Origin of the sequence: Enterobacter sp. 237C8 (assembly GCF_034106865.1) — a bacterium.
In the GTDB taxonomy this organism is placed as follows: Bacteria; Pseudomonadota; Gammaproteobacteria; order Enterobacterales; family Enterobacteriaceae; genus Enterobacter; species Enterobacter asburiae_B.
Genome location: NZ_JAWNDF010000002.1, coordinates 17,102 through 34,260, shown reverse-complemented (window position 1 = coordinate 34,260; position 17,159 = coordinate 17,102). Strand labels below are relative to the sequence as shown.

Here is a 17,159-nt window from a genome sequence, read left to right as displayed (position 1 = left end):
AAGTGTCGCTATTCAGCAACACCTTAAGGGGAACCTTACCTGACATATATAAATCAAAGAGTTAAGTGTCTCCATTTGGAGACAGCTATATTGCGGGTCTGTCGCGTAATTGCGACACAAACAAAAAAGCCCGGTCGAGCTTTCGCTTACCGGGCCTGGAAGGGGGTGGGGCTAAAACTTAACCCAGCTGCTTACGCGCGTTGCGGAAGATACGCATCCACGGGCTGTCCTCGCCCCAGTTTTCCGGGTGCCAGGAGTTGCTCACGGTACGGAATACGCGTTCCGGGTGCGGCATCATGATGGTCGCGCGACCGCTTTCGCTGGTCACTGCCGTAATACCGTTGGCGGAGCCGTTCGGGTTAGCCGGATAGGTTTCCGTCACCTTGCCGAAGTTATCGACAAAGCGCAGCGCTACCAGGCCTTTGCTCTCCAGCTGAGCCAGATGCGCAGCGTCGCGCACTTCTACCTGTCCTTCACCGTGGGAAACGGCGATTGGCATCTGTGAACCGACCATTCCCTGCAGCAGCAGAGACGGGCTTTGGGTCACTTCCACCAGGCTGAAGCGCGCCTCGAAGCGGTCAGACTGGTTGCGCACAAAGCGCGGCCAGGCTTCGCTGCCCGGGATCAGCTCGCGCAGGTTAGACATCATCTGGCAGCCGTTACACACGCCCAGCGCCAGGGTCTGCGGACGGTGGAAGAAGGTTTCGAACTCGTCGCGCACGCGGCTGTTGAACAGGATGGACTTCGCCCAGCCTTCGCCCGCGCCCAGCACGTCGCCGTAGGAGAAGCCGCCGCACGCCACCAGCGCCTGGAAATCTTCCAGACCGGTACGCCCGGCCAGCAGGTCGCTCATGTGGACGTCGATAGCGTCAAAGCCCGCGCGGTGGAAGGCGGCCGCCATCTCAACGTGGGAGTTGACGCCCTGCTCGCGCAGCACGGCCACTTTTGGACGCGCACCCGTCGCTATGTACGGCGCGGCGATGTCTTCGTTGATGTCGAAGGAGAGCTTCACGTTCAGGCCTGGATCCTGGTCATTCGCTTTCGCGTTATGCTCCTGATCGGCACATTCCGGGTTGTCACGCAGGCGCTGCATCTGCCAGGTGGTTTCTGCCCACCACATGCGCAGCGTGGTGCGGCTTTCGCTGAACACGGCGTGACCGTCTGCTTCAATGAAGAAGCGGTCGCCCTGAACGGCTTTGCCCAGATAGTGCACGCAGTCTGCCAGACCGTGCTTCGCCAGAATCGCTTCAACCGCGTCGCGATCCGCCGCGCGCACCTGAATCACGGCGCCCAGCTCTTCGTTGAACAGCGCCGCCAGACGGTCTTCGCCAAGCGTTGCAATGTTCGCTTCCACGCCGCAGTGGCCGGTGAAGGCCATCTCTGCCAGGGTCACCAGCAGGCCGCCGTCGGAACGGTCGTGGTAGGCCAGCAGCTTACGCTGCGCCACCAGCGCCTGAATCGCGTCGTAGAAGCCTTTCAGCTGCGCCACGTCACGCACGTCGGCTGGCTTGTCGCCGAGCTGGCGGTAAACCTGCGCCAGCGCGGTAGCACCCAGCGCGTTGTGACCTTTACCCAGGTCAATCAGCAGCAGGGCATTGTCTTCGGTCGCAAGCTGCGGCGTAACGGTGTGACGCACGTCTTCCACGCGGGCAAACGCGGTGATCACCAGCGACAGCGGAGAGGTCATCTCGCGCTGCTCGTTGCCTTCCTGCCAGCGGGTTTTCATCGACATGGAGTCTTTGCCCACCGGAATGGTCAGGCCGAGGGCAGGACACAGCTCCTCGCCCACCGCTTTCACGGCTTCATACAGGCCAGCATCTTCGCCAGGGTGGCCGGCAGCGGCCATCCAGTTTGCGGAAAGCTTGATACGTTTGATATCGCCAATCTGCGTTGCGGCGATGTTGGTCAGCGCTTCACCGACCGCCAGACGGGCAGAGGCCGCGAAGTCCAGCAGCGCCACCGGGGTGCGTTCGCCGAGAGCCATCGCTTCGCCGTAGTAGCTGTCGAGGCTCGCGGTGGTCACGGCGCAGTTCGCGACCGGGATCTGCCACGGGCCGACCATCTGATCGCGCGATACCATACCGGTCACGGTGCGGTCGCCGATGGTCACCAGGAAAGTTTTCTCTGCCACAGCAGGCAGGTGCAGCACGCGGTTTACCGCTTCTGCCACGGTGATGCCCTGGCGATCCAGCGCTTTGCCCGCCGCTTTGCGGGTGGCTACGTCGCGGGTCATCTTCGGCGTTTTACCGAGCAGCACGTCCAGCGGCAGATCGATCGGCTGGTTGTCAAAGTGGGTGTCGCTTAAGGAAAGGTGCTGCTCTTCGGTCGCTTCACCGATGACGGCATACGGCGCGCGCTCGCGGCGGCACAGCTCGTCAAACAGCGGCAGCTGATCCGCAGCAACAGCCAGCACGTAGCGCTCCTGGGATTCGTTACACCAGATTTCCAGCGGGCTCATGCCCGGCTCATCGCTCAGGATATCGCGCAGGTTGAAACGCCCGCCGCGGCCACCGTCGCTCACCAGCTCCGGCATGGCGTTGGACAGGCCGCCCGCGCCCACGTCGTGAATGAAGAGGATCGGGTTAGCGTCGCCCAGCTGCCAGCAGCGGTCGATCACTTCCTGGCAGCGGCGCTCCATCTCCGGGTTGTCGCGCTGCACGGAGGCGAAGTCGAGATCCGCATCAGACTGGCCGGAGGCCATAGAAGAGGCCGCGCCGCCGCCCAGACCGATGTTCATCGCCGGGCCGCCCAGTACGATCAGCTTCGCGCCGACGACGATCTCGCCTTTCTGCACGTGATCGGCACGGATGTTGCCGATCCCGCCCGCCAGCATGATCGGCTTGTGGTAGCCGCGCAGCTCTTCGCCGTTGTGGCTGTCCACTTTCTCTTCATAGGTACGGAAGTAACCGTTCAACGCCGGACGACCAAATTCGTTGTTAAACGCCGCGCCGCCCAGCGGGCCTTCGGTCATGATATCCAGGGCGGTCACGATGCGCTCTGGCTTGCCGAAATCTTCTTCCCACGGCTGCTCAAAGCCCGGGATACGCAGGTTGGAGACGGAGAAACCGACCAGACCCGCTTTAGGTTTAGCGCCACGACCGGTCGCGCCTTCGTCACGGATTTCACCGCCGGAGCCGGTCGCCGCGCCCGGCCACGGGGAGATCGCCGTCGGGTGGTTGTGGGTTTCCACTTTCATCAGGATATGCGCGGGCTCCTGATGGAAGTCATAGCGCCCTGCTTCGCGATCGGCGTAGAAGCGGCCCACCTCGGAACCTTCCATTACCGCGGCGTTGTCTTTATAGGCAGACAGCACGTGGTCCGGGGTTTGCTCCATGGTGTTTTTGATCATTTTGAACAGCGACTTCGGCTGCTGTTCGCCGTCAATAATCCAGTCGGCGTTGAAAATCTTGTGGCGGCAGTGCTCAGAGTTAGCCTGCGCGAACATATAGAGTTCGATGTCGTTCGGGTTACGGTTGAGCTTAACAAACGCATCCTGGAGGTAGTCGATTTCGTCTTCTGCCAGCGCCAGGCCGAGACGCAGGTTGGCGTCAATCAGCGCCTGACGGCCCTGCCCCAGCAGGTCTACGCTCTGTACCGGCGCAGGCTGATGGTGTGAGAAAAGCTTCTGCGCGTCATCGAGAGAGGCAAAAACGCTCTCCATCATGCGATCGTGCAGTTCAGCCGCAACCGCCTGCCACTGCGCGTCGCTCAGGGTAGAGGCTTCCACGTAGTACGCCACGCCGCGTTCCAGACGGTTAATCTGGCTCAGGCCACAGTTGTGGGCGATGTCGGTGGCTTTGGAAGACCAGGGGGAGATGGTGCCCGGACGAGGCGTAGCAAGGATCAGTTTGCCGGTTGGCGTATGGCTGCTCAGGCTTGGACCATACTTGAGCAGGCGTTCCAGCTGTACGCGCTCCTCTGCATTGAGGGGGGCATTCAGGTCAGCAAAATGGACATACTCAGCGTAAATATTGCTTACCGGAAGGTCGGCCGCCTGAAAACGTGCCAGCAGTTTAGTGATACGGAAGGCAGACAGTGCAGGCGAACCACGCAGAATTTCCATCATAAGTCTCTCGTCTTCGAAGCGCCGGGGCGCTTACAGTGTGCGCAAGGGGGGAAAACGGGCGTCATTATAGAGAATCCTGAGCGCCGACGAAACCGTTTGCGTCGAAATAAAATTTGCACAGAGATTTAACAATAGATGTGACCTGTCTCTCTAATTGGTTGCCAAGTGGCGCAAGTTTACGCAAAATGCCGCTCATTCAATGGCAAACCTTATGATTAACATGGCTACAGCAGACTGAGGCAACCGGCGTCGCAGAGAATTAACTAATTGAAAAAATTAAAGATTAATTATCTGCTCATCGGCATTGTAACGTTGCTGCTGGCAGTGGCCCTCTGGCCTTCCATCCCCTGGTTCGGCAAAGCCGAAAACCGTATCGCCGCCATTCAGGAGCGGGGGGAATTGCGCGTCAGTACCCTCAACTCGCCGCTGATTTACAGCGACGTCAACGGCAAAATCATTGGCCTGGATTATGAACTGGCACAACAGTTCGCCGATTATCTTGGCGTGAAGCTTAAAATCACCGTCCGCCAGAATATCAACCAGCTGTTTGACGACCTCGATAACGACGATGCCGATATGCTTGCCGCCGGGCTGGTGTATAACAGCGAGCGCAGTAAGAACTACCAGCCAGGCCCGACCTACTACTCCGTTTCGCAGCAGCTGGTTTACCGCGTCGGGAGCCTGCGCCCGCGCTCGCTGTCCACGATTAACGATCGGCAGCTGACGATTGCGCCCGGCCACGTGGTGATTGACGATCTGCGGGAGCTTAAGGAGAAGAAATATCCCGACCTGAGCTGGACGGTGGATCCGAAACTCGGCACGACGGAGCTGCTGGAGCAGGTAAAAGATCAGAAGGTGCCCTACACCATCGCCGATTCGGTCGCGATCAGCCTGTTCCAGCGGGTGCATCCTGAAATCGCCGTGGCGCTGGACGTCACCGACGAGCAGCCCGTGACCTGGTTTAGCCAGCTTGATGACGACCAGACCTTCTCTGCCGCGATGCTTGATTTCTTCAACACCATCAATGAAGACGGTACCCTGGCGCGTCTGGAGGAAAAGTACCTCGGGCACGGCGATGACTTTGACTACGTTGACACCCGCAGCTTCCTGCGCGCGGTAGACAGCGTCCTGCCGGACCTGCAGCCGCTGTTCGAAAAATACGCCCAGGAGATTGACTGGAAGCTGCTGGCGGCTATTTCGTATCAGGAATCCCACTGGGACACCCAGGCCACCTCACCCACGGGCGTACGTGGTTTGATGATGTTAACCAAAAATACCGCGCTGAGCCTGGGCGTCAATGACCGTACCGATGCCGAACAGAGCATCAGCGGCGGCGCGCGCTACCTGCAGGATATGATGGCCAAAGTACCGGAAACGGTGCCGGAGGAAGAGCGGATCTGGTTTGCGCTGGCGGCCTATAATATGGGCTACGCGCATATGCTTGATGCGCGAGCGTTGACGGCCAAAACGAAAGGTAACCCGGACAGCTGGTCAGACGTTAAGCAGCGCCTGCCGCTGCTGAGCCAGAAGCCATGGTATAACAAGCTGACATACGGCTACGCGCGCGGACATGAAGCCTACGCCTATGTGGAAAACATCCGTAAATATCAGATTAGCCTGGTCGGGTATCTGCTGGAGAAAGAGAAAGAGGCGACGGAGGCCAAACAGCTGGCTCAAAGTTACCCTGTCGTAGCGCCGGACGAGCTTAATCGCCCAACAGCTTCAGTTCTGCCTTTTGCTGCTTTTTCTGCTGACGGCGCATTCGAAAGAAATCGCTTAATAGCCCCGAACACTCTGGTGCAAGCACCCCACCGATAGTCTTCACCTGGTGGTTCATACCCGGGTGACCCAGCACGTCCATCAGCGAACCGGCCGCACCGGTTTTTTCATCCCGCGCGCCGAAAACCAGAGTCCCGATCCGGCTGTGCACCATCGCGCCGGAGCACATCACGCACGGCTCCAGCGTCACATACAGCGTGGTATCAAGCAGGCGATAGTTTTGCAGAACCAGACCGCCCTGGCGAAGCGCCATAATTTCGGCATGCGCAGTAGGATCGTGGCGGCCAATAGGACGGTTCCACCCTTCGCCAATCACCTGGTTGTTATGAACCAGCACCGCGCCCACGGGCACTTCGCCCTCGTCCCAGGCGCGTTGAGCCAGCGTCAGCGCGTGGCGCATCCAGTATTCATGATTGTGTTCAGGGTTGGACAAAGGCTGATACTCCAGTCGAAAAGCGGGCGGCATTATACACGCCCATTATGGATAAGCCTATTCGAGTTGCTGAAGTTCGCCTGATGGCGTGACGCGCCAGCGGTGCTGGCAAAAATAGAGCAGCGGGTTGTCCTGCTTGCTGTCGCTGTAGCCGCTGTACAGGCGCAGCGGCGTACCGATGCGTTTCTCCAGCTGGACCACTTTTTCATGCCCCAGGCATCGCAGGGTCAGCACCCAGCCGCCGTAGCCGCGGCTAATTTGCGTGGCGATAAGATTCACGCGCGGAAGCCAGGGGGTATCAAAGTAGACCTGCTCCACCAGCGTCTGCGGGGAGCCGGTAATCAGCCAGATGTCGGCATCGTTCGCGTCGAGGTAGCTGGTCAGGCGCGCCTGCACCACAGGAAAGGCGGCGACGTGGCCGCGAAACCAGTGCGCAAAATCCTTTTCGAGCTGCTTAAGCCGCGCTTCGCTGTGCCCAAAGGTACATCCCCACAGCAGCAGACTCATCGGCCATCGCGCCGCCCGGCCTTTCACCAGCAGCGCGATCCCGATAACCGGTAAGAGCGGCAGCACGAGCAGCGCATTCAAAGGCTGACGCCGCAGCAGGTAACGCATAAACGTACCAAACATATCCTGCTGATGCAGCGTTCCATCCAGGTCGAAAAAGACAACGCGACGCGCGTGATTTGCCAAACCTTACTCCTCTGGGTCGTTGAAACCTAACAGCCAGGTAAACAGGAACCCGGCGATCACCGCTACTAAATAGCCTAACAGATAGAGCATCACTTTTCCGGTCACGATGGTTAATGCCAGCGGTAAACCGGAAAGACCAAAGGTGATCACGGTGGCGACTTTCCAGTAGCTGATCAGCGCCCCGCCTACCGCGCCCCCCAGACAGGCGGCGAGAAACGGTTTACCCAGCGGCAGCGTAACGCCGAAAATCAGCGGCTCGCCGATGCCGAGCAGTCCGACCGGGAGCGCGCCTTTAATCATTTTTTTCAGCCGCGCGTTGCGGGTTTTCATCAGTACGGCAATCGCCGCGCCGACCTGCCCCACGCCCGCCATAGACAGGATGGGCAGCAGCGCGTTATAGCCGTGCGCCTGCACCAGCTCGACGTGGATCGGCACCAGCCCCTGATGTAGCCCCGTCAGCACCAGCGGCAGGAAGGTACCGGAAAGCACAGCGCCCACCAGCAGCCCGCCTCGGTCGATAGCCAGAGACGCACCGTGAGCGATGGCTTCAGAGATCCACCCGCCTAGCGGCTGGAGGGCCACAATCGCTACGCTACCGGTAATCAGCGTGGTCAACAGCGGGTTGAGAATCAGCTCGATCGAGCCAGGCAGAACCGCGCGCAGCCTTTTCTCGATCCAGCACATCAGGATGACAACCAGCAGCACTGCGATTACCCCACCGCGGCCCGGCTGGAGCGCCTCGCCAAACAACGTGATCTGCGCCAGCTGCGGGCTGGACAAGATGCCCGCCATGACCCCGCCCATCGCCAACGATCCGCCAAACACCTTCGCGGTATTCACCCCGACCAGAATGTTCATAATGGCGAAAACAGCGCTGCCGAAGATCCCCAGAATCCCCAGCAGGTTCGGATAGTGCGTGGCGAAATCCCCCACAATATCCGGTCGCTTGAGGATATTGATGATCCCGGTGATCAGGCCGGAGGCAATAAACGCCGGGATCAGCGGAATAAAGACGTTTGCCAGCTGACGCAGCGCATCGCTCATGGGGGCTTTGTATTTGGCCTTTGCCTGCGCTTTGGTGCGCTCCGCATCGTCAATCGACGCGCTCGCGCTAACGCCCATCAGTGCGCGCATGGCATCAACAACCTGCGCCGCTTTCCCCGGCCCGACGATCAGCTGATGCTGCTGCCCCTGTTTCACGTAGCCGCTGACGCCGGAGAGTTGCTTCAGGCGCGGCACGTCGAGCTGGTCGTCGTTATGCACCTCGACGCGCACGCGCGTCATGCAGTTTTCGAGACGCTGAATATTTTTTTCCCCGCCGATCCCCTGCAGGATATCGCTGGCGAGCGCTGCTGTTTTGTCCATAGACGCCTCTGTTAGTTTTCTAATGCCGCCCGTAAGAAGCCGCTATGCGCATCGAGTTTGGCTCTCGCGGCCGCCGCATCCAGCCCGCTCAGGATCATCAGAATGGCCGGTTTAACATCGTGATCGGTCTGCTTGAGTACCGCTTCTGCCTCTTCACGGCCTGCGCCTGTCGCCTCCATCACCATGCGGCAGGCTCTGTCCACCAGCTTGACGTTGGTGGCCTGCATATCCACCATCAGGTTCTGATAAACCTTGCCGAACTTCACCATCGCGCCGGTGGAGATCATATTGAGTACCAGCTTTTGCGCGGTCCCGGATTTCAGGCGCGTGGAGCCGGTGAGCGCTTCCGGCCCGACAACCGGAGAGATAGCAATAGCGGCCACCTGCGCAATCGGGGAGCCCGGATTACAGGAGATGGCCACCGTCGTGCAGCCCGTCCGGTTGGCGTATTCCAGCCCGCCAATGACGTACGGGGTGCGCCCGGATGCCGCCAGCCCGACCACCAGATCCTTCTCGGTCAGATTCAGCTCCTTCAGGTCATCCTCGCCCAGCTGTGCATTGTCTTCCGCTCCTTCAACGGCTTTCAGCAGCGCGCCGGGTCCACCGGCAATCAGCCCAACGACCAGACCGTGCGGCACCCCAAAGGTGGGCGGACATTCTGACGCATCCAGGACCCCAAGACGCCCGCTGGTGCCCGCCCCCATGTAGATAATGCGACCGCCGGCCTTGAGGGCTTCCGCCGCCGCATCGACCGCTTTCGCCACCTCGGGTAATGTCTCTTTCACAGCCTGCGCGACCAGCGTATCCTGTTGATTAAAGCGGTTAACCAGCTCCAGGGTGGAGAGGGCATCCAGATCCATGGTTTGCGGGTTACGCGTTTCAGAAACAAGTGAGCCAAGATTCATTTTTGTACCTCAAGAATTTTTAATTCATAATAATCACACTATAATGGAATATAAAATTCATTCAGGCGAGCAAAATTCGTATTTGCGCAGATAATCACATTTTCGCCAGGAGACCGTATGAACTGTTTAATTCGCATTCGCCAGCGCTACGCAGGCTTTGCCCAAAGCGACAAGAAGCTGGCGGATTTTCTGCTTTCTCAACCCGATCGCGCGCGCCATCTCAGCTCGCAGCAGCTGGCGAGTGAAGCCGGCGTGAGCCAGTCCAGCGTGGTGAAGTTTGCCCAGAAGATTGGCTTTAAGGGGTTCCCCGCCCTCAAGCTGGCGATCAGCGAAGCGCTGGTGAGCAACCCCAACCCGCAGTCCATGCCGGTGCATAATCAGATCCGCGGCGATGACCCGATGCGGCTGGTCGGCGAAAAGCTGATCAAAGAGAACGTGGCGGCCATGCACGCGACGCTCGATGTAAACACCGAAGAGAAGCTGCTGGAGAGCGTGGCGATGCTCCGCGGCGCGCGGAGGATCGTTCTGACCGGTATCGGCGCATCCGGACTTGTGGCGCGTAACTTTGGCTGGAAGCTGACGAAAATTGGGCTTAACGCCATCGTCGAGCAGGATATGCACGCCCTGCTGGCAACCGTACAGGCAATGGATCCTGACGATCTGCTGCTGGCCATCTCCTACTCCGGCGAGCGCCGTGAAATCAACATGGCAACTGATGAAGCGCTGCGCGTCGGCGGTAAAATTCTGGCGATCACCGGTTTTACGCCGAATGCCCTGCAGCAGCGGGCAACGCGCTGTTTATATACCATTGCCGAAGAGCAGGCCACGCGCAGCGCGGCTATCTCGTCCACCAGCGCGCAAATGATGCTGACGGACCTGCTGTTTATGGCGCTGGTGCAGCAGGATCTGGAGCGCGCGCCCGAGCGCATTCGTCACAGCGAAGAACTGGTAAAGAAACTGGTTTGACGCGTATAATGCCCGCCCGGTTTGTGTTGTTTCTGAGAATTTCCTGATGGCGCTGTTAATTACCAAAAAATGCATTAATTGCGATATGTGCGAGCCCGAATGCCCGAACCAGGCGATTTCGATGGGCGACAGCATCTATGAGATTAACAGCGACCGCTGCACGGAATGCATCGGCCACTATGAAACGCCGACCTGCCAGAAGGTGTGCCCGATCCCGAATACCATCCTGAAGGATCCGGCCCACGTCGAGAGCGAAGAGCAGCTATGGGATAAGTTTGTCCTGATGCACCACGCGGACAAACTTTAACTTTCGATGATCACCGTCGCGCTGGCATAGTGACGTTCATCCGCGATCGTCACGTGCATATGATTCACCCCCAGCTTTTCCGCCAGCTTTTGCGCTTCTCCCCACAGACGCAGGCTCGGTTTGCCCAGCTCATCGTTAAACACTTCGAACTGATTAAACGCCAGGCCGTTACGAATGCCGGTCCCGAAGGCTTTGGCCGCAGCCTCTTTTACCGCAAAGCGCTTTGCCAGAAAACGCACCGGCTGCTGATGCGCTTCCCAGATGGCCCACTCGTTATCGCTCAGCACGCGTCTTGCGAGGCGATCGCCGCTACGGGCGATCACCGCTTCAATGCGGGCTATTTCAACGATATCGGTGCCTAAGCCCAGAATGGCCATTACTGACGCGCTTCCTGCATCAGGCGTTTCATTTCTGAAACCGCCTCTTTCAGGCCGCTCATCACCGCACGGCCAATGATGGCGTGGCCGATGTTCAGCTCGTGCATTTCCGGCAGGGCGGCAATGGCCTTCACGTTGTGGTAGGTCAGGCCGTGACCGGCATTAACCTTCAGTCCCAGGCTTGAGGCATACGTGGCCGCTTTGGCAATACGCTCCAGCTCTTTGGCCTGTTCGGCATCATTTTTGGCATCGGCATAGCAGCCGGTGTGGATTTCGATATACGGTGCGCCCACGTCGGCCGCCGCTTTAATCTGGGCGAAATCGGCGTCGATAAACAGAGAAACCAGGATACCGGCATCCGCCAGGCGCTTGCAGGCATCGCGCATTTTGTCGAGCTGACCGGCCACATCCAGACCGCCTTCGGTGGTCACTTCCTGGCGTTTTTCCGGCACCAGGCAGCAGAAGTGCGGCTGGGTCTCGCAGGCAATCGCCAGCATCTCTTCGGTGACTGCCATCTCCAGATTCATACGGGTGTCCAGCGTCTGGCGCAGAATGCGCACGTCGCGATCGGTGATATGGCGACGGTCTTCACGCAGGTGAACGGTAATGCCGTCGGCGCCAGCCTGTTCAGCGATAAATGCCGCCTGAACCGGATCGGGATACGCCGTGCCGCGCGCGTTACGCAGCGTGGCGATGTGGTCGATGTTGACGCCTAACAGTAATTCAGCCATGACAATCCTCGGTATTTTGGTTCATTTCTCTTCCCCCTCTCCCTCCGGGAGAGGGCTGGGGTGAGGGGTAAAACGTTAACGTTTCGGCACAAATTGCCTGAATAATTCGCGGCTCTTTAAGGGCTTGCCGCCAAGATACGGCTTGAGGGCAATCCGGGTAAAGCGTTTTGCTGCGCGCAGGGTGTCCAGATCGGGAAACTCGCGCTCATACAGCGCCCGGAGCTGGCGCCCGGTAAAGGTGCTGTTGTCTATCACGATACTGGCAATGAAGCCCTTTTCTTCGCGGTAGCGGTAGGTCATGGTGTCTTCTATCTCATCACCGCTGCCCGCGCAGTGCAGAAAATCTACGCCGTATCCGAGGTGGCCCAGCAGCGCCAGTTCAAAACGACGCAATGCGGGTTCGGGCGTGCCGGTTGCGCCAGCCAGCGACTGGATACAGTGCAGATAATCGAAGAAAAGTTCAGAGAAGCGGGTCTCATGTTCAAGAACGCGTGAGATGAGTTCGTTGACATACAGACCGCTGTAGAGCGTGATGCCGGAAAGAGGAAGCGCCAGGGAGACGGCTTCGGCACTGCGCAGGGTTTTCACTTCCCCTCGCCCACCGAAGCGTACCAGCAGCGGCGTGAAAGGCTGTAGGGCACCTTTCAGGTTAGAACGTTTGGAACGTGCGCCTTTCGCAACAAGGCGCACGCGGCCCGACTCTTCCGTGAAGACGTCCAGCATGAGGCTGGTTTCGCTCCAGGGACGACTATGCAGGACAAAGGCGCGCTGCCATCCATCCATATGCTCGTCGTCTTATGTTACTGGTCTTCGCCGTAACCGAGGCTGCGCAGAGCACGCTCATCATCGGCCCAGCCAGATTTCACTTTCACCCACAGTTCGAGGTGAACCGGCGCTTCGAACATTTCCATCATGTCCTTACGGGCTTCGATACCGATGGTTTTGATCTTGGCCCCTTTGTTGCCGATAACCATCTTCTTCTGCCCTTCGCGCTCAACGAGGATCAGGCCGTTGATATCGTAGCCACCGCGCTCGTTGGTCTGGAAACGCTCGATCTCTACCGTTACGGAGTAAGGCAGTTCAGCACCCAGGAAACGCATCAGCTTTTCACGGATGATTTCAGACGCCATAAAGCGCTGAGAGCGATCGGTGATGTAGTCTTCCGGGAAGTGATGAATCGCTTCCGGCAGATGCTTACGCACGATCCCCGCGATGGTATCCACGTTCAGGCCGGTCTCAGCAGACAGCGGAACGATATCAAGGAAGTTCATCTGGCTACCGAGCCACTGCAGATGCGGCAGCAGGTCGGCCTTTTCCTGCACGTTATCCACTTTGTTGACCGCCAGGATGACCGGCGTTTTGCCGTCACGGAGCTTGTTCAGCACCATCTCGTCGTCCGGCGTCCAGCGGGTGCCTTCCACAACGAAAATCACCAGCTCTACGTCGCCGATCGAGCTGCTCGCCGCCTTGTTCATCAGGCGGTTGATGGCACGCTTCTCTTCCATGTGCAGGCCCGGGGTATCGACGTAGATCGCCTGATACGCGCCTTCAGTATGGATGCCGACGATGCGGTGACGCGTGGTCTGCGCCTTACGCGAGGTGATTGAAATCTTCTGCCCAAGCAGATTATTCAGCAGGGTGGATTTGCCAACGTTCGGACGTCCGACGATGGCAATAAATCCGCAATAGGTTTTCTCTTCGCTCATTCCAGCTCCAGCATTTTTAACGCCTGTTCGGCGGCAGCCTGTTCAGCCTTACGACGGCTTGAACCTGTGCCCACCACCGGTTCACTCAGGCCACTGACCTGGCAATGGATGGTAAATTCCTGATCGTGCGCTTCGCCACGCACCTGCACCACCAGATAAGACGGCAGCGGCAGATGACGACCCTGCAAATATTCCTGCAGACGCGTTTTTGGATCTTTTTGTTTATCGCCCGGGCTGATTTCGTCCAGACGGGTCTGATACCAGTTCAGGATCAGCTTTTCTACGGTCTGGATATCGCTGTCCAGGAACACACCACCAATTAATGCTTCGACCGTATCGGCAAGAATAGATTCACGACGGAAGCCGCCGCTTTTCAGTTCACCCGGTCCAAGACGCAGACATTCGCCCAGCTCAAATTCGCGCGCGATTTCCGCAAGGGTATTACCCCGAACCAGCGTGGCACGCATGCGGCTCATATCACCCTCGTCCACACGCGGGAAACGATGATAAAGCGCATTCGCAATCACGAAACTTAAAATAGAGTCGCCTAAAAACTCGAGACGCTCATTATGTTTGCTGCTGGCACTGCGGTGGGTTAATGCCTGTTGCAACAACTCCTGATGATGAAAAGTGTAGCCCAGCTTCCGTTGAAGCCGATTAATTACGATGGGGTTCATGCGATACCAATAAATGAATGCGTCAAAAATGCAGCACACGAAACCGACCTGAGAAAACCAACGCGGTTTCGTGTGCCGTGGCACCCTTGCAGGGCCAACCTTAAACTTCGGGGGAATATTCTATACACAACGACAGGGGATGTCGTTAGTTCGAAGAGATTTATCGTGGAAATAATTCACGTAGCCGCTAATTAACGCGGCTACGCGTTCATTTATTGAGAATTAATGGATTCCGCCGATACGATTCAGGCGTACACCGGTCGGCCATTCGCCTTCCTGCTTCTCAAAACTCATCCAGATGGCGGTGGCTTTGCCGACCAGATTCGCTTCCGGCACAAAGCCCCAGTAACGGCTGTCCGCAGAGTTATCGCGGTTGTCACCCATCATGAAGTAATGTCCTGGCGGTACAATCCAGCTCGCGAGCTGCTGGCCCGGCTGGCGATAGTACATACCCAGCTGATCCTGCGCGATTGGCACGGTGAGGATTCGGTGCGTCACATCACCCAGCGTCTCTTTGCGCTCAACCAGACGGATGCCGTCCTCTTTGGTTTCACCTTTCGGTACCTGGAAGAATCCGCTGGTCGCTTCGCCGCCGTTACGACGGGCAAAGGTCTGCACAAAGTCACTTGGCTCAACGTTTGAGTAAGTGATTGGCAGCGCGTTTTCACAGGCGGTACCGGAGCTGCAGCCAGGCTGAACGGTGACTTCTTTCGCAACCGGATCGTAAGTCACTTTATCACCCGGCAGACCTACTGCACGCTTGATGTAGTCCAGGCGCGGATCTTCCGGATATTTAAATACCACGATGTCGCCACGTTTCGGATGACCGGTTTCGATCAGCGTTTTCTGGTAGATAGGATCTTTAATGCCGTAGGCAAACTTCTCTACCAGAATAAAATCACCAATCAGCAGCGTTGGCATCATTGAACCTGATGGGATTTGGAACGGCTCGTAAATAAACGAACGTACCACCAGCACAATCGCCAGCACCGGAAATACCGAGGCGCCCGTTTCCAGCCAGCCCGGTTTCGGGCCGACTTTCTTCAGGGTTTTCGCGTCAATCCCATCTCCAGTGGCTGCCTGAGCGGCAGCCTGACGTTCACGACGTTTTGGGGCGAAGATAAACTTATCCAGACACCACAGCAGACCTGTTACCAGGGTAGCAATGACCAGGATCAGGGCAAACATGTTCGCCATGCCAACTCCTTAGGGTTATTTGCCGTCTTTACCAACATGAAGGATGGCAAGGAATGCTTCCTGCGGCAGCTCGACGTTACCGACCTGCTTCATACGCTTCTTACCTTCTTTCTGCTTCTGCAGCAGCTTTTTCTTACGGCTGACGTCACCGCCATAGCACTTCGCCAGAACGTTTTTACGCAGCTGTTTCACGGTTGAACGCGCGATAATGTGGTTGCCAATCGCCGCCTGAATCGCGATATCGAACTGCTGACGCGGGATCAGATCTTTCATCTTCTCAACCAGCTCGCGACCGCGGTACGGCGCATTGTCGTTGTGGGTGATCAGCGCCAGCGCATCCACGCGCTCGCCGTTGATCAGCACGTCCACACGCACCATGTTGGAGGCCTGGAAGCGTTTGAAGTTGTAATCCAGTGACGCATAGCCACGGGAGGTCGACTTCAGACGGTCGAAGAAGTCGAGTACCACTTCCGCCATCGGGATCTCATAGGTCAGCGCCACCTGGTTACCGTGGTAAACCATGTTGGTCTGCACGCCACGCTTCTCAATACACAGCGTAATGACGTTCCCCAGGAATTCCTGCGGCAGCAGCATGTGACACTCTGCAATAGGCTCACGCAGCTCCTGAATGTTGTTCAGCGGCGGCAGCTTGGACGGGCTATCGACGTAGATCACTTCTTTCGAGGTGGTTTCAACTTCATAGACTACCGTCGGCGCCGTGGTGATCAGATCCAGATCGTATTCACGCTCCAGACGTTCCTGAATGATCTCCATGTGCAGCAGACCGAGGAAGCCACAGCGGAAGCCGAAGCCCAGCGCCGTTGAGCTTTCTGGCTCGTAGAACAGGGAAGCATCGTTCAGGCTCAGTTTACCGAGCGCGTCACGGAAGTTTTCGTAGTCGTCAGAGCTGACCGGGAACAGACCCGCGTAAACCTGCGGTTTCACCTTTTTAAAGCCTGGCAGCGCTTTATCTGACGGGTTACGTGCACCGGTCAGGGTATCGCCCACCGGCGCGCCGAGGATGTCTTTAATGGCGCAGACCAGCCAGCCTACCTCGCCGCATCTCAGCTCGGTACGGTCAACCTGTTTTGGCGTGAAGATGCCCAGACGGTCTGCGTTGTAGACCTGTCCGGTACTCATTACCTTGATTTTGTCGCCTTTACGCATGGTGCCGTTTTTAATACGCACCAGAGAGACAACGCCCAGATAGTTATCGAACCAGGAGTCGATAATCAGCGCCTGCAGCGGACCATCCGGATCGCCTTCCGGGGCCGGAATGTCACGTACCAGGCGTTCCAGCACGTCGGTCACGCCCACACCGGTTTTCGCGGAGCAGCGCACGGCATCGGTCGCGTCAATGCCGACAATATCTTCAATCTCTTCCGCTACGCGCTCAGGATCGGCGGCTGGCAGGTCAATCTTGTTCAGAACCGGCACAACTTCGAGATCCATTTCCATCGCGGTGTAGCAGTTTGCCAGGGTCTGGGCTTCAACGCCCTGCCCGGCATCCACCACCAGCAGCGCGCCTTCACAGGCCGCGAGCGAGCGTGAAACCTCATAGGAGAAGTCAACGTGGCCTGGGGTGTCGATAAAGTTCAGTTGATAGGTTTCACCATCAGCCGCTTTGTAATCAAGCGTAACGCTCTGCGCTTTAATGGTGATACCGCGTTCGCGTTCCAGGTCCATGGAGTCCAGAACCTGGGCTTCCATTTCACGATCAGACAGGCCACCGCAAATCTGGATAATACGGTCAGACAGCGTCGACTTACCGTGGTCAATGTGAGCAATGATCGAAAAGTTACGTATGTTCTTCATATAGTTAAATAATTATGCCTTACGAATTCCTGGAGGCCGCTGTTCTTAGCCTGACGTTTTTCAGTGCGAAAACGCAGCATTCTACACTACATCCTCGCTACCTGGAAATGCACTTAGAAGCAGGTATAGCGTGAAGAAAGGC

General features: G+C 57.8%; 15 protein-coding genes. 3 read left to right on the top strand and 12 right to left on the bottom strand.

Annotated features, from left to right (window positions below; genetic code table 11):
* Nucleotides 1-178: 178 nt before the first annotated feature.
* On the bottom strand, nucleotides 179-4,066 hold the full coding sequence (purL, locus tag USF70_RS10135; protein WP_320735606.1) for a phosphoribosylformylglycinamidine synthase: 3,888 nt from the start codon (nucleotides 4,064-4,066) through the stop codon (nucleotides 179-181).
* A 267-nt stretch (nucleotides 4,067-4,333) separates the two neighbouring features.
* Between purL and mltF the strand changes: the two genes are divergently transcribed.
* Nucleotides 4,334-5,884 carry a membrane-bound lytic murein transglycosylase MltF gene (gene mltF, locus USF70_RS10130; protein WP_039263755.1) on the top strand — a complete coding sequence of 517 codons (1,551 nt, stop codon included), beginning with the start codon at nucleotides 4,334-4,336 and terminating at the stop codon, nucleotides 5,882-5,884.
* Here mltF and tadA read toward each other — a convergent pair.
* The 4 genes from tadA to murQ are packed head-to-tail and all read right to left on the bottom strand — an operon-like array spanning nucleotide 5,772 to nucleotide 9,241.
* Nucleotides 5,772-6,311 (bottom strand): tRNA adenosine(34) deaminase TadA, encoded by a 540-nt coding sequence (tadA, locus tag USF70_RS10125; protein WP_039263756.1) that lies wholly within the window; start codon nucleotides 6,309-6,311, stop codon nucleotides 5,772-5,774. The two genes, mltF and tadA, sit on opposite strands and share 113 nt — an antisense overlap.
* A 24-nt stretch (nucleotides 6,312-6,335) precedes the next feature.
* Nucleotides 6,336-6,971 carry a phosphatidylglycerophosphatase C gene (yfhb, locus tag USF70_RS10120; RefSeq protein ID WP_023308841.1) on the bottom strand — a complete coding sequence of 212 codons (636 nt, stop codon included), beginning with the start codon at nucleotides 6,969-6,971 and terminating at the stop codon, nucleotides 6,336-6,338.
* A 3-nt stretch (nucleotides 6,972-6,974) separates the two neighbouring features.
* The gene (locus USF70_RS10115) at nucleotides 6,975-8,336 is read right to left on the bottom strand and encodes a PTS transporter subunit EIIC (RefSeq protein WP_064673773.1); all 1,362 of its coding nucleotides are present in this window, start codon (nucleotides 8,334-8,336) and stop codon (nucleotides 6,975-6,977) included.
* An 11-nt stretch (nucleotides 8,337-8,347) separates the two neighbouring features.
* A complete protein-coding gene (gene murQ, locus USF70_RS10110; RefSeq protein ID WP_045888305.1) occupies nucleotides 8,348-9,241 on the bottom strand; it encodes an N-acetylmuramic acid 6-phosphate etherase in 894 nt (297 codons plus the stop codon).
* A gap of 117 nt (nucleotides 9,242-9,358) precedes the next feature.
* Here murQ and USF70_RS10105 point away from each other — a divergent pair, with 117 nt between their 5' ends.
* Together USF70_RS10105 and USF70_RS10100 are read left to right on the top strand one after the other, a co-directional pair.
* Nucleotides 9,359-10,207 (top strand): MurR/RpiR family transcriptional regulator, encoded by an 849-nt coding sequence (locus USF70_RS10105; RefSeq protein WP_023615996.1) that lies wholly within the window; start codon nucleotides 9,359-9,361, stop codon nucleotides 10,205-10,207.
* 46 nt (nucleotides 10,208-10,253) lie between these two features.
* A complete protein-coding gene (locus USF70_RS10100; protein WP_008502177.1) occupies nucleotides 10,254-10,514 on the top strand; it encodes a YfhL family 4Fe-4S dicluster ferredoxin in 261 nt (86 codons plus the stop codon).
* Here USF70_RS10100 and acpS read toward each other — a convergent pair.
* The 7 genes from acpS to lepA form a co-directional block, all read right to left on the bottom strand.
* Entirely contained in the window at nucleotides 10,511-10,891 is a 381-nt protein-coding gene (gene acpS, locus USF70_RS10095) for a holo-ACP synthase (protein ID WP_023294331.1), read from the bottom strand. The two genes, USF70_RS10100 and acpS, sit on opposite strands and share 4 nt — an antisense overlap.
* Nucleotides 10,891-11,622, bottom strand: coding sequence for a pyridoxine 5'-phosphate synthase (pdxJ, locus tag USF70_RS10090; protein ID WP_032659491.1), 732 nt, complete (start codon nucleotides 11,620-11,622; stop codon nucleotides 10,891-10,893). Before pdxJ ends, acpS begins: the two co-directional genes overlap by 1 nt.
* A 75-nt stretch (nucleotides 11,623-11,697) precedes the next feature.
* Nucleotides 11,698-12,405: a DNA repair protein RecO gene (gene recO, locus USF70_RS10085; RefSeq protein WP_039263761.1), complete on the bottom strand. Its 708-nt coding sequence runs from the start codon at nucleotides 12,403-12,405 to the stop codon at nucleotides 11,698-11,700.
* 17 nt (nucleotides 12,406-12,422) lie between these two features.
* Nucleotides 12,423-13,328: a GTPase Era gene (era, locus tag USF70_RS10080; protein ID WP_006176722.1), complete on the bottom strand. Its 906-nt coding sequence runs from the start codon at nucleotides 13,326-13,328 to the stop codon at nucleotides 12,423-12,425.
* The gene (rnc, locus tag USF70_RS10075) at nucleotides 13,325-14,005 is read right to left on the bottom strand and encodes a ribonuclease III (protein ID WP_003860711.1); all 681 of its coding nucleotides are present in this window, start codon (nucleotides 14,003-14,005) and stop codon (nucleotides 13,325-13,327) included. Before rnc ends, era begins: the two co-directional genes overlap by 4 nt.
* A gap of 222 nt (nucleotides 14,006-14,227) precedes the next feature.
* Nucleotides 14,228-15,202 (bottom strand): signal peptidase I, encoded by a 975-nt coding sequence (lepB, locus tag USF70_RS10070; RefSeq protein ID WP_023308848.1) that lies wholly within the window; start codon nucleotides 15,200-15,202, stop codon nucleotides 14,228-14,230.
* Nucleotides 15,203-15,217: 15 nt separating this feature from the next.
* The gene (lepA, locus tag USF70_RS10065) at nucleotides 15,218-17,017 is read right to left on the bottom strand and encodes a translation elongation factor 4 (protein WP_232937406.1); all 1,800 of its coding nucleotides are present in this window, start codon (nucleotides 17,015-17,017) and stop codon (nucleotides 15,218-15,220) included.
* Between the last annotated feature and the right edge of the window lie 142 nt (nucleotides 17,018-17,159).

Bases quoted from the DNA above. Each gene is read 5' to 3' on its own strand.
- USF70_RS10105 (WP_023615996.1), top strand. From the start codon at position 9,359: ATGAACTGTTTAATTCGCATTCGCCAGCGCTACGCAGGCTTTGCCCAA.
- tadA (WP_039263756.1), bottom strand. From the start codon at position 6,311: ATGCCGCCCGCTTTTCGACTGGAGTATCAGCCTTTGTCCAACCCTGAA.
- pdxJ (WP_032659491.1), bottom strand. From the start codon at position 11,622: ATGGCTGAATTACTGTTAGGCGTCAACATCGACCACATCGCCACGCTG.
- lepA (WP_232937406.1), bottom strand. From the start codon at position 17,017: ATGAAGAACATACGTAACTTTTCGATCATTGCTCACATTGACCACGGT.
- USF70_RS10115 (WP_064673773.1), bottom strand. From the start codon at position 8,336: ATGGACAAAACAGCAGCGCTCGCCAGCGATATCCTGCAGGGGATCGGC.
- rnc (WP_003860711.1), bottom strand. From the start codon at position 14,005: ATGAACCCCATCGTAATTAATCGGCTTCAACGGAAGCTGGGCTACACT.
- acpS (WP_023294331.1), bottom strand. From the start codon at position 10,891: ATGGCCATTCTGGGCTTAGGCACCGATATCGTTGAAATAGCCCGCATT.
- purL (WP_320735606.1), bottom strand. From the start codon at position 4,066: ATGATGGAAATTCTGCGTGGTTCGCCTGCACTGTCTGCCTTCCGTATC.
- USF70_RS10100 (WP_008502177.1), top strand. From the start codon at position 10,254: ATGGCGCTGTTAATTACCAAAAAATGCATTAATTGCGATATGTGCGAG.
- murQ (WP_045888305.1), bottom strand. From the start codon at position 9,241: ATGAATCTTGGCTCACTTGTTTCTGAAACGCGTAACCCGCAAACCATG.
- recO (WP_039263761.1), bottom strand. From the start codon at position 12,405: ATGGATGGATGGCAGCGCGCCTTTGTCCTGCATAGTCGTCCCTGGAGC.
- era (WP_006176722.1), bottom strand. From the start codon at position 13,328: ATGAGCGAAGAGAAAACCTATTGCGGATTTATTGCCATCGTCGGACGT.
- lepB (WP_023308848.1), bottom strand. From the start codon at position 15,202: ATGGCGAACATGTTTGCCCTGATCCTGGTCATTGCTACCCTGGTAACA.